The 14,843-nt window shown below is 63.0% G+C and carries 11 protein-coding genes; 2 read left to right on the top strand and 9 right to left on the bottom strand.

Going from position 1 to position 14,843, the window contains the following annotated elements; genetic code table 11:
- Window positions 1-185 precede the first annotated feature (185 nt).
- Window positions 186-674, top strand: coding sequence for a nucleoside deaminase (locus tag M4I32_RS09460; protein ID WP_319034236.1), 489 nt, complete (start codon window positions 186-188; stop codon window positions 672-674).
- A gap of 4 nt (window positions 675-678) precedes the next feature.
- Here M4I32_RS09460 and glf read toward each other — a convergent pair whose 3' ends face one another.
- The 5 genes from glf to M4I32_RS09435 form a co-directional block, all read right to left on the bottom strand.
- Entirely contained in the window at window positions 679-1,815 is a 1,137-nt protein-coding gene (glf, locus tag M4I32_RS09455) for a UDP-galactopyranose mutase (protein ID WP_319034235.1), read from the bottom strand.
- A gap of 66 nt (window positions 1,816-1,881) precedes the next feature.
- Window positions 1,882-3,258 carry a polysaccharide pyruvyl transferase family protein gene (locus M4I32_RS09450; protein WP_319034234.1) on the bottom strand — a complete coding sequence of 459 codons (1,377 nt, stop codon included), beginning with the start codon at window positions 3,256-3,258 and terminating at the stop codon, window positions 1,882-1,884.
- Window positions 3,146-4,396: a glycosyltransferase gene (locus M4I32_RS09445; RefSeq protein ID WP_319034233.1), complete on the bottom strand. Its 1,251-nt coding sequence runs from the start codon at window positions 4,394-4,396 to the stop codon at window positions 3,146-3,148. Before M4I32_RS09445 ends, M4I32_RS09450 begins: the two co-directional genes overlap by 113 nt.
- The gene (locus M4I32_RS09440) at window positions 4,393-5,376 is read right to left on the bottom strand and encodes a lysylphosphatidylglycerol synthase domain-containing protein (RefSeq protein WP_319034232.1); all 984 of its coding nucleotides are present in this window, start codon (window positions 5,374-5,376) and stop codon (window positions 4,393-4,395) included. The genes M4I32_RS09445 and M4I32_RS09440 overlap by 4 nt, the downstream gene beginning before the upstream one ends.
- Window positions 5,373-6,452 (bottom strand): glycosyltransferase family 2 protein, encoded by a 1,080-nt coding sequence (locus M4I32_RS09435; RefSeq protein ID WP_319034231.1) that lies wholly within the window; start codon window positions 6,450-6,452, stop codon window positions 5,373-5,375. Before M4I32_RS09435 ends, M4I32_RS09440 begins: the two co-directional genes overlap by 4 nt.
- A gap of 262 nt (window positions 6,453-6,714) precedes the next feature.
- Between M4I32_RS09435 and M4I32_RS09430 the strand changes: the two genes are divergently transcribed.
- The gene (locus tag M4I32_RS09430) at window positions 6,715-8,568 is read left to right on the top strand and encodes a hypothetical protein (protein WP_319034230.1); all 1,854 of its coding nucleotides are present in this window, start codon (window positions 6,715-6,717) and stop codon (window positions 8,566-8,568) included.
- A gap of 146 nt (window positions 8,569-8,714) precedes the next feature.
- On the opposite strand, the gene M4I32_RS09425 is transcribed toward M4I32_RS09430, so the two are convergent.
- The 4 genes from M4I32_RS09425 to M4I32_RS09410 form a co-directional block, all read right to left on the bottom strand.
- Window positions 8,715-9,794: an acyltransferase gene (locus M4I32_RS09425; protein WP_319034229.1), complete on the bottom strand. Its 1,080-nt coding sequence runs from the start codon at window positions 9,792-9,794 to the stop codon at window positions 8,715-8,717.
- A gap of 212 nt (window positions 9,795-10,006) precedes the next feature.
- The gene (locus tag M4I32_RS09420; protein WP_319034228.1) at window positions 10,007-13,075 is read right to left on the bottom strand and encodes an SH3 domain-containing protein; all 3,069 of its coding nucleotides are present in this window, start codon (window positions 13,073-13,075) and stop codon (window positions 10,007-10,009) included.
- 115 nt (window positions 13,076-13,190) lie between these two features.
- Window positions 13,191-13,937 (bottom strand): ABC transporter ATP-binding protein, encoded by a 747-nt coding sequence (locus M4I32_RS09415; RefSeq protein ID WP_319034227.1) that lies wholly within the window; start codon window positions 13,935-13,937, stop codon window positions 13,191-13,193.
- Window positions 13,934-14,842 (bottom strand): ABC transporter permease, encoded by a 909-nt coding sequence (locus M4I32_RS09410; RefSeq protein WP_319034226.1) that lies wholly within the window; start codon window positions 14,840-14,842, stop codon window positions 13,934-13,936. Before M4I32_RS09410 ends, M4I32_RS09415 begins: the two co-directional genes overlap by 4 nt.
- Window position 14,843 lies beyond the last annotated feature (1 nt).

Below are 14,843 nucleotides of genomic sequence, written 5' to 3'. Positions count from 1 at the left end.
TTTCGCGAGACGGGTCTCGTCCGGATGACGGCCCACCAGCACGGTAGCGCGCACCCGAAACTTGTTCACAAGTGACACGGCGCCCTTGCGCAATTTGTAACAGGCGTGAAATCAATCCCCGAATCCCGGGAATCTTCGGCCCTACGATGGAAGCGACCGTCGAACTTGTTAACAAGGAGAAGCGCATGTCGTCATCGCTGCCCCCCGAGGACCTGGCTCACGTGCGCGAGAGCATCAGACTCGCCGAGCGCTCACGCGCCGAGGGGTCCCATCCGTTCGGAGCTCTGGTGGTCGATGCACGCGGCAAGGTGGTCGCGGCCTTCGGCAACAACTCCCTCCCGCCGCACGGCGACCCCACTCAGCACGCCGAGATGCGTGCGGTGGCGGCGGCATCCCGCCTTTTGGGCGCCGAGGGCATGACCGGATCGACGCTGTTCACCAGCGCGGAGCCGTGCGTGATGTGCTCGGGGGCGGCGTACTGGACCGGAATCGACCGCGTGGTCTACGCCCTGTCCGAATACCGTCTGCTCGAGCTGACCGGCGCGCACCCCGAGAACCCGACGTTCTCGCTGCCGTGCCGCGAGGTGTTCGCCCGGGGGCAGCGTCCGATCGAGGTCGTCGGCCCGCTGCTCGAAGACGAGGCGGCCGCCCCGCACGAGGGCTTCTGGGTCTGAGGCGTCAGGACAGCTGGTTGTTCCACATGGTCAGCGCGGCCCCGATCGCCATGTGCATGTCGAGGTACTGGTAGGTCCCCAGTCGCCCGCCGAAATGCACGCCGCTCTCGCCCTTCGCCAGCTCGCGGTAGGCCAGCAGGCCGGTGCGGTCTTCGGGGGTGTTCACGGGGTAGTACGGCTCGTCCTCACGTGAGGCGAAGCGCGAATACTCCCGCATGATCACCGTCTTGTCGCTCGGATAGCGATCGGCCCTCTCGGGGTGGAAGTGCCGGAACTCGTGGATGCGGGTGAACGGGATGTCCGAGTCGGCGTAGTTCATCACGGGGGTGCCCTGGAAGTCGCCGGTGTCGAGCACCTCCTCTTCGAAGTCCAGCGTGCGCCACGACAACGCACCCTCGGCGTAGTCGAAGTATCTGTCGACGGGACCGGTGTAGACGACCGGCACCTGACCGATCGTGGCCGTCTTGTTGAGAGGCTGCGACTCGTCGAAGTAGTCCGTCTGAAGCTTCACCTCGATGTTCGGGTGATCCGCCATGCGCTCCAGCCACGCGGTGTAGCCGTCGGTGGGAAGCCCTTCCCACGTGTCATTGAAGTAGCGGTTGTCGTACGTGTAGCGAACGGGCAGACGGCTGATGACCTCGGCCGGCAGATTCTTCGGGTCGGTCTGCCACTGCTTGGCCGTGTAGTCGCGGATGAACGCCTCGTACAACGGGCGGCCGATCAGGGCAATGCCCTTCTCTTCGAGGTTCGAGGCCGCTTTCACATCGAACTCCCCCGCCTGCTCGCTCACGAGCGCCCGGGCCTCGTCGGGGCTGTAGGCGGCCTGGAAGAACTGGTTGATCGTGCCGAGGTTGATCGGCAGCGGGTACACGACGCCCTTGTGGTTCGTGTAGACCCGGTGCACGTAGTCGGTGAATGTCGTGAACCGGTTGACGTACTCCCACACCGTCGGGTTGGACGTGTGGAACAGGTGCGCCCCGTACCGGTGCACCTCGATGCCGGTCTGCGGTTCGTTCTGGCTATAGGCGTTGCCGCCGATGTGGTCCCGACGGTCGATGACCGTGACCTTGCGACCGGCGGCCGCGGCGCGCTCGGCGATCGTGAGGCCGAAGAAGCCCGATCCGACGATGAGAAGATCCATGGCTAGATAGCTTTCTGTGGGATGCCGTCATGCAGTGCGTCCGAAAATCCGCACACAGGGAGGAGCCTAGTGCGCGGCCCTCGACGATCGCGTCGAGGGCGCAGGCTCAACCCATGCACCCGCGGCGTCGGCGTAGATGCTCTCTGCCATCGCCTTGACGCGGTCGTCGATCGTCGCACGAAGCTCGGTTTCTTCCGCCGACAGCATGTCGACGATCTCGCTCACTTCATCGACGCCTTCGGGTTCGAGCATGAGCTCGATGGGACGAGAGAGCCGAACAAGACCGAGCTGTTCGAAGAAGAGCCGACCTTTGTCGACGTAGTAGAGAACGAGGGCGGGGACGCGCGCGGTCGCCGCGAGGATCGCGGAATGCAGGCGGGAGGCGACGAAACACCTACATGCGCCGATCACGGCCGACAACTCACTCGGGGAGAACACGTCCTGGTCCAACACGCGCGCACGATCAGGATGCTGCAAACGTGAGATAACATCGTGCGCCAGCGCGTCGTCGCCCTCGGCGGGTGCCATATGCATCGGGATGAACAGGATGTTGGACGAGGTGGACGCAGTGAGACGATCGACCAGCCTCACGAGATTATCGCGGTAGGTGACGAACTCGTCCGTCTCGGCGTTCGAATTCCTCATCGCGAACGGCAGCCAGCCTCCTCGGCGGTAGTGGAACCATCTCCGTACTCCGATGCCGACCACATCGTCGAAAAACACCGGCTCTACCTCCAGCTCGTGGCTTACACGTTGCTTGAGAGCCTCGTCCCACGCGGCGACCGGCGCCAGGACGGCGGGGTCGAACGAGGCCGTGATCGGAACCCTCGCCCCCCACGATTCGAGCTTCTGTTTCGACTCCTGGTCCCGCACGACAAAGCTGCGAGTGAGGTTGACCGTGTAGCGAATGAGCGCTCGACTGCTTGCAGCGGCAGTTGGACCTATGCCCTGGTACGCGCCGTAGATCGGGACTCGCAGCCACGACAAGCCGGTGAGCTTGAGAGCCCAGTAGACGAGCCCCAACCGGTTCGTGTAGTCCTTGAGTATCTCGCCCCCACCCCAGAGAATCGCATCCGCCCGACGCGCGTGCCACAGGAGTCGCACGTAGTCGATGGGGCTGGCGCTGTAGGGAGATTGGGGCAGGAACGTGATTCCGAACCACTCGGAGTCGCGTTCGGGAAACTGCGAGAGCGCATGGATGTCCGCTCCTGGCCAGCGCCGGCGCACAACCTCGATGAGACCGGCAAGGATTGCGCGGTCGCCGCGATTCTTCGGCGAATCGCTGTTGATGATCAGGACGCGCAAGATACTCTCCTCTGCAGCTGTCGACTCAACGACGACTATCCAAGTATGGGTCGAGCAAGAACTGCGCCGTACGCTCGGCAACATCGGGCCAGGCGAACTGCTCAGCGGCCCTTCTGGCGGCGAGAGATGCTGCCGCACGCCGGTCGTCGGGCCATGCCAGCACCTCGCGCATCGCGCGGGCCAACGCGTCAGCGTCGGCGTCGGCGCACATCACCACCGCGTCGGGAGGCGCATCGATCTCGCCTGCATTGCTCGATTCGGTGGCGATCGTCGCTTTGCCCCGCGCCAGTGCTTCCAAGAGGGCGACAGGCATCCCTTCGGCGTCGCCGTCGGCCGCGACGATGGAGGGGACCACCACGACGTCCGCGCGTTGGAGCAGACGCTCCTTCTCCGCGCCCGTCCGATAGCCCGCAAACTCGATGCAGTCCCCCAGTACGGCCGCCTGATTTTCGAGGACCCTGCGTAGCGGTCCGTCACCGACGACGACGAGCCGAACGTCTGGCGTGTCGGCCCGGACGGCGGCGAACGCCTCGATGAGGTACCGCACGCCCTTCTTCTCTGCGAGGCGTCCCACGAACAAGACCACGCGCTCACCAGGGAATGAGTTGCTCGCACCTCCGACGTCGGGGACCGCGAGATCAATTCCCATCGGGATGACCGCGCGCTTGCCCGCGGACGACGTCCACTCGTCGTCGGGGAAGAACCGTCGCATCCGCAAGAGCGATGTCTCGCTGACCGCGGTCAAGGCCTTCGCGGCACGCGAGACAGAGCGAACAACGATCTTTCCCGCAATCCCGAATCGCCCCCATATCGCAACGTCGGACGCGTGCGTCGTGAAGACGAATGGCAACCGCGCGCGCCACGCAACGGGTGCGACGGCCATCGCCTGGGGCGTGAACCAGTGTGCGTAGATCAGATCGGGACGGTCTTCGCGCACGACACGACGGATGGCCCGATACTCGCTCCACAACAGAGCCGGCACGAAGAAGATGAGAGCCGGATGCCGCCTGATCGCGGGCATAATCCCGTGGCCCGCGAGTTTCTCCCATCTCCGTGGGCGCGCGTAATGGAAGCGCAGTTCCAAGAACTCCTCATGTTGGCGCCGGTCTACCGTTCCACTCCGCGCGTCGTGCGGTGCCAACACAGTGAATCGCCATGTCGGCCGGATACGCCGAAGCGCGACGACTTGGTCGAGCACGAAGCGCGGGACGGTATCGCTCGGCCCTGAGGGAAAGGTTGAGGCGACGACGAGTACGTGCGGAACGTTCGCCGTCATAGCTGTGGCTCCCCGATCAACTCATTGCGCCGCCGGTTGCGGGACAGCCAGGCCACTGCGAAGAAGATGAGATCCACAGCGATCGACCACAGGCGAAGGAAGACGACAAGAACAGCAGCGATGGCTGGCGGCACGACGACGGCCAGCAGGAGCGCCAACGCCCCCTCGCGCACCCCGAGTCCGCCGGGCGCGAATACGGCAAGCATGCTTATGGCAGATGCCAGGCTTGCCGCTCCTATCACGTAGAGCGCATCGCCCAGCGGCACATCGGGATAGGCCGAAATGACGACGAGGTAGTAGCTTGCGCCGGTCACCAAGGCGCCGACCACGTAGAGGCCCGTCGCCTCCGCCATGGTTCCCCAACGCGGGAGCAATGCTTCTGCTGGCGTCCCTCTTCGCATGAGCCGAAACGCCGTGCGCAGCAGCCGCCTGAAGACGGGCGGCAACAGCGCCACGAGCCCGAGTATCAGCGCACCGACCATGGCCCACCGCAACCAGGGAGCCACGGAGGCGGCTCGTGCGTCGAATGCGATGAGCGCGATCCCCACAACGAGCGTCGCCACGATCTGCAAGGCGCCTTCTAGAACACCACTGACCGCGAGTTTGGAGCGTGGAACGCCGTGACGGCCGGCGAAGTAGATCTTTCCGAGAATCCACGTCGCGGCACCCGGAATGTAGCGGCCGAGCCAGGACTTGGCATAGATGTAGGTCAGTTCCCGGTAATGCCCCCTGAGACCGCGACCGCCAAGGCGATAGAGCAGTCGCAACCAGATGAAGACGCCCAAGTACCGAAACAGCAGACTCAGGATGGTAGCCGCGATGAGCGGCCACCACGTCAGCTGCAGACTCGATAGCTGCGACCAATCGATCGTGACGAGCGCGAAAACGAGAAAAACGGCGAGGAGCGCGTAGAAGAGAATCGGGATGGCGCGATGGAGCCATCGTCGTTTCTGCTGGTTGTCAGGCTGCGCTCTTGTCATGAATTGCGCGCAGTGCCCATTGAGTCTGCACGGCTCGCTGTCCGTGCAGAATCGGATCTGGCGGCAACCCCGACGGGCATCGAGGGATGACGGGTGATCTCCGATGGACCCACGTTGTTGGGGTCGACCAGTCGGTCGTCGGCATACTGAATGAGCTTGATCCGCTCCAGCGCGTCCTCCATCAAAGTGCGATTGGTGCTGAGCATGTCCGAGATAACAAGCAGCGCGACGCTCAGCAAGAACCCGACTAGCAGCGCTGTCCCCAGCAGCAGGGACTGAATGTGGTCGCCTGCAACACCCGCCCAGGTCAGGATGAGGAACCGCCCAAACGGCACAGCGGCTCCGACGAGAAACAGGACGGCCAACGTGAGGAAGACGACATGTGGCTTGAACATCAGGTAGCTGCGTGTAATCGCCTGCGCCGAACGCCCCATGTGCTGGAAAATGTTCTTGAACAAGCGAGATTCACGCGTCTTCGGGTTCGTCTTGATGGGCACACTCGCGATACGCAATCGCTTGTTGCCCGCCTGAATGATGGTCTCCATGCAGTAGCTGAACTGCGTGACGACATTCAGCCGAATCAAGGACTCACGGGAGTAGGCACGGAACCCGCTGGCAGCGTCAGGCAGGTCGGTCTCGGCCGCGAAGTTCACGACTCCGGAACCTACCCTCTGCATCGACTTCTTGAACCATGAGAAGTGCTCGATGGTCTTCGTCTGCCGGTCTCCAATCGCGATGTCGGCTCGACCCTGGACGACCGGCTGAACCAGATCCGCTATTCGCGCTTGCGGGTACTGGTTGTCACCGTCGGTGTTCACGACGATGTCCGCCCCATGCTGCAAGGCATAGTCCACACCGTCTCTGAACGAGCGCGCGAGCCCCATATTGCGCGTGTGCACGACGAAGTGCTCGACACCGAGGGAACGTGCAACTTCAATCGTTCGATCGGTGCTGCCGTCATCAATGATAAGAATATGAATCTCGTCGATTCCGGGAATCTCACGCGGAATGTCGGCCACTACCAACGGAAGCGTCTGCTCCTCGTTGAGGCAAGGAATCTGCACGAAGAGGCGCATGAAGAGGTCCTTCAGTGTGTTGACGTATGAGGGCCGTGCAGGTAGCAAGGCACCGCACAGTCCGGACGGGCTGGGCCATCCTATCTGGCGAAGCGGTGGAGTGGCCTCTGGGCGCGAGTGCGCGGCGGGCCCAGTACCCAGGGAAGCGCCAATCTCGGCAGCCCGCACGGCGGGAGCTCAGTATCGGCGATGTCCCAGGTCGCGGCTGCGGCTGTCGCTACGATTGTCCGGGCGCTCGGCAACGAAAGGCAATGAGACCGCAATGCATCTGAAGTCGAGGACTGTGGGCCGCCGTCCACCCGCGTTTGGAGTAGGACCCCTCACTATTCCAGGCCAACGTGCCTCGACCTGGTGGTGGTTCATCGCGGCAACGGCGATCGTCGCAAACCTTGTCCTGACCGCGTACGTCGGATGGACGACGACCAAGCCATCATTCGCCTTCGACGAGATTCACCTCCTTGAGCTCTCCCGTCTGATCGCGGGATTCGATATCCCGCGCGTCCGAGGCGCAGGCTACTATCCCGGGTGGTCGGCGCTCATGGCACCGCTCTGGTGGTTTTCCAACGATCCGGAGGTCGTTTATAGGTGGTCACTCGTGCTGGGGTGGGTTGTCGGTGCGCTAACGATCTATCCGCTGGCACGCCTTGCGGTTCGTTTTCGGATCAGCTTCGCTCAAGGACTGGCCGTCGCGGCAGTAGTAATGAGTCTGCCCGCGCGAACTGTCCAAGCCGACTACTCGATGAGTGAGCGATTGCTGTTCCTCCTCGTGGCATTTGCAGGTTTGGCGGCGTTCCGATTGTGGGAACGCCCGACCCCGGCACGCGCCGCAACTTTGGGGCTTCTCGTCGCTGCCACTTATTTCACGCACCTCCGCATGCTGCCGCTTGCGATCGCAAGCGGCATATGGTTGCTCGCTCTAGCTCTCAAGCGTTGGCAGACAGCGGTCACGGGTCTCGCGGTTCTGGCGCTCGGAATGGCACTTGCACAGTTCCTCGGCGATCAGCTCAATTATTCTGCACTGGGCGCCACTACATCGCAGTCGGAAAGCGTGATGTCGAAGATCGAGAATCTTCGTCCGGGAGTCTTTTTTAGGGCTGCCCTCGGACAGACCTGGCTCCAGTTCGTAGGATCCTTCGGTCTGGTTGCGATTGGATTCGTTGCCGTCGTGATGCTCATGTGGCGGGAACTGCGAAAGTTGCGAATGGGCCGCGCGACGTGGGTGTTCGGTGTCTTCGCGGCAACCTGGCTGTTGTCCGTCGTGGCGTGGTCAAGCGACTGGAGCCTCTACCTCAACCCGTGGCGCCGACTAGATGCCTGGGTGTACGGGCGTTACCTGGACCCCATCGCTGGGCTTGTTGCGCTAATAGGCCTCGCGCTGCTCGTGCGCGGCCTCCGAGCATGGGTATGGGTAGCGTCAACCACGATATTTGTCTGTGTCGCAATCCCCGTAGTTCTCTGGGTAGCACGCGAGGCCCCAACCTGGGGGTACGTAACGCCCGCACACATCGCGGGACTGCTCCCATGGGGATGGCTCCTACCGAAGTCCGAGTTCCCGCCGGGGCTACTTCCGTCGTTCACGAACGAGAACGCGGTGTGGCTTGTGGCGTCTCTCTCAGTCGTCGTCGTCCTCGTCGCGCTTCTGCTATTACGCCGCTGGCCCATTGCAGTCACGTTGGGTCTCTGCTCCCTTGCCATCGCTGGATCCCTCGGAGCCAACGCATCATCGGACAAATTCCGCGCGTCCACCGAGATGCCGGATGAGGCGGTCAACGCGGTGCAAGACCTCGTCGATCAGTACGGCCCCTTCACCGTGGCATGGGATACGGCCTGCGGGCGAAGTGGGTTCACATCAGGAGTTGGGCAGAATCAGCTCGGGTACAGCTTCGTTGATGAATTCATTCTCGGCTCCGTGCGTTCCGACGAAGTGGCTCAGCCTGACTACGACATCGTTCTGGGCTGTGTCGGCGCCTCTCCCTTGTCTGAGGTCGGTGCAAGGCCCCTGGCGGACTTCGAAATATACGAAAGCTGGGCGTGGGTGCTTCCCGGAGATTTGCAGGAAGAACTTGCGGCGCAAGGAGAGCTGCGGCCGGCAGACGAAACGGCGAGCGATCGATAGCTTTGCGTGGCGACTGCGTGCCGATCTCGACGGAAGGTACAGCGGGCGCCGGCACCAGCCGGACCATGTGGCACAACCGATCTTCGGAATACGTCTTCCCGTAGCTAGGTAAGGGCCGCCATCGGCCCGGGATGCCGCCCCGTCGCTCAGGCCGATTCATACCGTCGCTTTAGCAGCAGAAATCGCTTCTCGACAAGCTCAAACGAGAGAGCGGCAAGCGCAATCGTCACTCCGAACGTCAGAACCAACCTCGCAGGGAGCCCGACAAAAGGGTTCAGATCACTCGACACGACCGCAAGCACAAGGATGTGCCAGAGGTACATGCCGTAGCTGATGCGGCCTAGGTAGACGATGGGAGGCAAAGATAAGATCCGCCGCACCCACCGGGGAGCTGTGTCGTAGATGAACGCAGCGATCACTGTGGTGGCCGCTACCGCGGAGATAGGCCACCAGATGCGCGCGTACTCCGCGTACTCCTCTGCGGTTGCAGCGCCGCCTGAATTGCCCAGCATCAGGGCGGCACCGATCGCTGCCACCGCCGGCCAAAAGGCAACCCGCGACGCTCGTCCCAACCGCCCGGACCACGTTGGTGAAGCGGCGGCAAGGGCACACCCGAGCAAGAGCGCGTCGGCGGCGAAGTCTGTTCCCGCGTGTCGGCCTGGACCAATCTCCACCAGCCACTTCACACCGATGGAGATCGCCGCGCCGAGGAGCGCTCCCGCCACTACTCCATTTCGGCCCATCCACCGAAACAAGAGGACGAGCAAGAAGGGCCAGACTAGATAAAACTGCTCTTCCACTGCCAGCGACCAGTAGTGGCTGAATAATCCCGCGTCGGCTCCTGCTACCTGGGTCCAATTGATGAAGTAGAGCAGCGCTGCCGGCGTGCGCTGCATGGTGGCCTGGTCAGCGACGATCGCTGCGAAAACTACTGTCGCGGCGATGACGAGAAGCATGGCGGGCAGCAAACGAAGGAAGCGGCGGGCGTAGAACCGACGGAAGCTGATAGTCCCCCGGGCCTCAGCTTCCCGTAGCAGGATACTCGTGATCAGGAATCCCGAGAGGGCGAAGAACAGAAGTACTCCTGTTTTTCCCCCCAGCAGCCCGGGCACGCCGGCGTGGGCGAGCATCACCGTCCCCACCGCTACGGCTCGCAGCCCGTCCAACGATGGCACGTACGTCGCTTTGGGCCGGCCGATAGGTGCAGCAGTAGCGAGGGCGGTCATACGGCGCAGTCCAGGGCTTCTGCCGTCTCACTGCGCCACAACGGGCGCATCGCCGTGCCGTTGTCAGTCGTCGAAGACGTTCTATGCAACGGCGTCATGCGATCGAGCAGATAGAAAGCCCCTGCCGCAGCCGCCGCAAGCGCCGATCCCGCCCTGAGACTCGTAGCAAGTCAGGCTCCTCCAACGAACGCAGAGCGCCACGCGCCCTATGACTACCCAAGATTGGCTGCCAGGACCCAACCGACCCTCTCACCAGCTTCAACGCGTCTCCACGAATCGGAGGATGCAGTGACGATCACATCTGTGCCCATGGACAACGTCGAGGTTACGGTACCAGAATCGGCCGGTTCCATCCTCAAATCCCCTGCTTCGACAACCGACATGCGTACATGGTGCAGATCTTCCATCGGCACCCAGTATTGGCCTTGCTCCGTCGTGAGCTTACGCCAATGCCCGTCGGCGGTCGTTGCAACCGCCTTCGCTATCATTCCAATCTCAAGCGGAACAGCGCCCTCGCTACATCCAAGGCTTGGTGCAGTGCGGCCCGCTGTTTCCGACAAGACAATGTAGGTCCACGACGCGCCGGACGTCGAAGTCGGGTAGACACACTCAGCTTCGTCGGGGGTCGCCTGACGAACCTGGTCTCGCGCAACCCAGATTGCCCCCTCAGGCGTCGCCAACTTGCGCCATTCCCCGTCACGAGAGGTTGCAATCGCCGAAGCAGTGAGCCCTTCCGGGGCATCAACGATGCCTACGTGGCACCGACTGTCCGGCGCGAGCCGACCATCCGTCGCGCTGAGTGTGGTGTAGACCCAGGAGGCAGGCCCGACGCCCGCAGGTTCCCGGCAAGCATCTTCATCGGAGCGCGCCTGACGGATGGCGTCTCTGGGCACCCAGACGTCGCCAGACGTAAGCGCAAGCTTTCGCCAGAGACCGTCGGAAGATGTTGCTGTCGCTGTGACAACTGTTCCGGCCGCAACAGGTGCAGCACCCTCATCACAGGCCGCGTTTGGCACACTCCGCCCAGTCACGCCTCTAGTAAGTACGTAGGTCCAGCTGGCCGGCCCCACTCCGGTCGGGGCGACGCAGGCAGATTCGCTTGCGCTTGCTCGGCGGAGAGTATCGACCTCGACCCAATAATCGCCCGAGCCAGCGCGCAACTGCCTCCACTCCCCGTCGGCCGACGTCTGAATGGCGGTCGCCGCTATGCCTTCTTCCAGTTCGACAGAACCATCCTCGCAGGTGATCCGCGGAGTTGTGTGTCCGGTCACCTTCTGAGTCGTTACATACGTCCAAGACGCTGGGCCGTATGGTCCGGTCTGTGCGCACGAAGCTTCAACGCTCGTTGCCTGACGTAGCGCGGTGATCGGGACCCATCGATCGCCATGCTCGGTTCGCAGCAAGCGCCACTGTTCATCCGCCGTCGTAGCAACTGCGACCGCCGTCGATCCCTGCTCCAACTGGGCTTCACTTGACGTGCAAGCGTCGTCCGGCCCCACGCGCCCCGTCGCATTGCCGATGAGAGTGTAAGTCCAAGAGGCAGGACGGGTGCCCGTAGGGGTAGCGCACGCTGCCTCAGCGATGCTCGCATGACTAAGGTCAGCCATCGGCAGCCAGACCCGACCGTGGACAGTATCTAGTTGGCGCCACTGGCCGTCGGCAGTAGTCGCGATGGCCTTCGCGATCGTGCCCGAAGTGATGGGCACCGGGTCGATCCCGCACGCGACGTCGGGCGCACTCAGCCCTTCGACATCGTTTTCGACCACATAGGTCCAGGACGCAGACCCAGCGTCGGACGGAAAGGCGCACGCCGACTCAGCTGCTGACGCTTCGCGAATGTCGTCTCTGGGAACCCAAAGCTCGCCGGATCCGGTGTGCAACTTGCGCCATGAACCATCGAGAGATGTGCGGGTAGCCGTCGCCACGGTGCCCTCCGCGAGGACTATCGCACCGTTGCTACATGCAGAGCTCGCCACAGCACGCCCGGTTGTCTTCACCGTCGTCGTATACGTCCACGTCGCAGAGCCGCTAGCTTCCGGTACCGCGCACGACGCCTCCTCCACCGTCACATGCCGCAGGTCAGCAAGGGGGAACCAGAGCTGGCCGTACTCTGTCTGCAATTTCCGCCACTTGCCATCCGCCGTGGTCGCAACAGCCTTCATGATGACGCCAGCAGACACGTCCGTGCCACTGGCGCATGAAGTGTTCGGGGCCGCGCGACCGCGAAGGTCTTCGCGTAGCTGGTAAGTCCAAGACGCATTCCCGGTGCCGATCGGTGTTGCACACGGGGACGACGCCTGTGTCGACCCGAACCAGCTCGTGTAGTAGTTGTAGAAGTTGCGGTTGCCGTAGCTCGAGCACGAGTCGCCGATGCCCCATCCCGCCCGCAACGCCGCGGCGTTGGGCTGGTAGGGCGTGTAGCTGTACAGCGCGGCGGTGGCGTAGTTCGAGACGGTGATCGTCTTGCCCCCACACGCCGAATTGGGGTGCCAGCCGATGAAATGGGTGCCCGGCTGCTTCGCGAAGCGTCCCGCCTTGTACATCTTCAGCTGGATCGTGCCCGTGACGATCTGCGCCCCGATACCTGAGAACCTCGGGTCGCAGGGCGAGGTGTCGGGGCAGTACGCCCCCATGGCCTGCTGGATGTTCCAGGCGCTCGGCGCGGAGCTCGTGACGACGCCCTGCTCCTTCTGCAGCGTCGTCAGGATGACCTTGGCCGAGATGCCGCAGGCCTTCTGCACCCGATAGATGATCTCGGAGATGCGCAGGTTCGTACCGCCCTGGATGGCGTTGCAAACCAGATTTCCGGTCGCCTGTGAATGCAGCGTCGACCGCGACGTGATGCTCGCGCGCAAGTCTCGGATGCACCTGTCGTTCGAACAGGACGACACTCGCTGCTCCAGAAAGCGCTGGATCTCGGCGGATGTCATCGCACCGCCGTCGTAGAACAGCGCGTCGCTGATCAGGTTGCTCGGGTTGAAGCCCGTCAGATAGGCGGGCTGCACAGCACTGTCAACGACCCCGACGTCCGCGACCTCGGCGCCAGCGATGGCGGTGTCAGACATTGAGGTATCGGCGATAGCGGCATCCGCGACCGCGGCATCCGTCGTCATCGTCTCGACGGGCAGGGATGCCGCCGCGTCGAGCGAAGTATCGGTCACCGCCGTCTGATCGGCGGCGGCGGGCAACGCAGCCCCCACCAGCACCAGCGAGAGAGCGACGGCGAGCGTCGCGCGGAGCGTCAGAGCGCGCCGATCACGACCGAGAGTGCGGGGAAGCATGTGAACATTGTTACTGAAGTTGCCTGTCGATACCACATTTTCACGCAAAGTCCTCTGAGCGCGCGCCGTTTCGGCCTATTTGCAGGCAGACCGAAGCGCTGAAGCGCTCTTGCCGTCACCTAGCGAGTTCTGCGATCGCCTGTTCGATCGCGCCGTCATACACGATCTCGCCCTGCCGCACCACCACGCCTCGCGTACAGAGCTCCCTGACCATCTCCATGTCGTGGCTCACGACGACCAGCGTCTTGCCCGCGGCGATCAGCTCATCGAATTTCTGCCGGCACTTGGCTCTGAACGGTGCATCTCCTACCGAGAGGATCTCGTCCACGAGCAGCACATCAAGGTCGACGTGGATGGCAACGGAGAAGGCGAGCCGCATGAACATCCCAGAGGAGTAATGCTTGACCTCTTGATCGATGAATCGTTCGATCTCGCTGAAGGCGACGATGTCGTCGTAGCGCGCCTCGATCTCTTTGCGGCGCATTCCGAGGATGGCCGCGTTCAGGTAGACATTCTCGCGCCCAGAGAGTTCGGGATGGAACCCCGCCCCCACTTCGATGAGCCCGGCCACGCGGCCTCGGGTCAACACGGTGCCGCCGTCGGGCTTCATGACGCCCGAAACGAGCTTGAGCAGCGTCGACTTTCCGGAGCCGTTGTACCCCAGTATTGCGACCGACTCGCCCTCGTTGATCGTCAGATCCACCTTGCGAAGGGCTTCGAATGTGCTTGTCGTCTTACGCCGTCGGATCCAGCTGACAACCAGGTCTTTGAATGAGTTGGCGTGGCTGAGCGTGAACGACTTGCGGATGCCGTCAAGCACGATGCTCGGGCGGCCGGCGATCGTCGAAGAGTTGTTGTTCATAGGTCCTGGGCGAAGCGCCCCTCCAACCGCCGGAAGACGAGCTGCCCGACGACGATCGTCGCTATCGAGATGACGAAAGCCCAAAGGGTGTTGAGCGCCAGGTCGGGGGGCAACGGCATCCCGCTCAGCTGCTCAGTAAAGCCCTCGCTCGTCACCGGACGCCAGAAGGCGTAGTGGAACAGCTCTACCGCCTGGGTGATCGGGTTCAGGAGATAGATCTGAGTCAGCCACGCGGGGAAGACATCGGCCACCATCGTCCAGGAGTAGAGCACCGGGGATGCCCATGTGACGAGCAGGAGCAGCAACTCCACGATGTTCTCGGCATCACGAAAGCGGACGTTGATCGCTCCGAAGAAGAGCCCGAGGCCGAAAGCGAGCAGCATGATGATCACGACCGCGGCGACGAGCGCCAGGAAGCTGAGGACCGTGACATGCGCGAACCACCCGAGCAGCACGCAAACGACCAGCAACAATGCGAGCTGAGGCAAGAAGTGCACGAGCGCGACGATGACCGATGACACGGCGAAGAGCTGACGCGGCAGGTACACCTTGCGTACGAGAGGCGCGTTGCCGACGATCGAGGTCGTCGCATTCTTGAAACCCTCCGTGAAGAGGTTGATCACGACGATTCCCGAGAACAGGTAGACCGCGTAATTGGGGATGCCCCGCTCGAGCTGCAGGAACAGGCCGAGAACGATCCAGAACACGAGGAACTGCGCTGCCGGGCGCACATAAGACCAGGTCCAACCGAGAACCGAGTTGCGGTAACGCGTCGTCACCCCCGTGCGCACCAGCAACGAGAGTAGGTAGCGCCACCGGATGACGTCTATCAAGCCTCGGCTGGTGCCGGGGACGTCGAACTCCGAGCGGGGCACGAGGGCGAAGGGGTCTGGTCTGTCTGTCACT

Source organism: Microbacterium sp. LRZ72 (assembly GCF_033792225.1).
GTDB lineage: Bacteria > Actinomycetota > Actinomycetes > Actinomycetales > Microbacteriaceae > Microbacterium.
The sequence above is the reverse complement of the archived record's forward strand: the minus strand, read 5'-3'. Positions and strand labels throughout refer to the sequence as shown.

Excerpts from the sequence above, each read along its gene's own strand:
- M4I32_RS09460 (WP_319034236.1), top strand. The coding sequence starts at position 186 with ATGTCGTCATCGCTGCCCCCCGAGGACCTGGCTCACGTGCGCGAGAGC.
- glf (WP_319034235.1), bottom strand. The coding sequence starts at position 1,815 with ATGGATCTTCTCATCGTCGGATCGGGCTTCTTCGGCCTCACGATCGCC.
- M4I32_RS09445 (WP_319034233.1), bottom strand. The coding sequence starts at position 4,396 with ATGACGGCGAACGTTCCGCACGTACTCGTCGTCGCCTCAACCTTTCCC.
- M4I32_RS09440 (WP_319034232.1), bottom strand. The coding sequence starts at position 5,376 with ATGACAAGAGCGCAGCCTGACAACCAGCAGAAACGACGATGGCTCCAT.
- M4I32_RS09435 (WP_319034231.1), bottom strand. The coding sequence starts at position 6,452 with ATGCGCCTCTTCGTGCAGATTCCTTGCCTCAACGAGGAGCAGACGCTT.
- M4I32_RS09430 (WP_319034230.1), top strand. The coding sequence starts at position 6,715 with ATGCATCTGAAGTCGAGGACTGTGGGCCGCCGTCCACCCGCGTTTGGA.
- M4I32_RS09425 (WP_319034229.1), bottom strand. The coding sequence starts at position 9,794 with ATGACCGCCCTCGCTACTGCTGCACCTATCGGCCGGCCCAAAGCGACG.
- M4I32_RS09420 (WP_319034228.1), bottom strand. The coding sequence starts at position 13,075 with ATGCTTCCCCGCACTCTCGGTCGTGATCGGCGCGCTCTGACGCTCCGC.
- M4I32_RS09415 (WP_319034227.1), bottom strand. The coding sequence starts at position 13,937 with ATGAACAACAACTCTTCGACGATCGCCGGCCGCCCGAGCATCGTGCTT.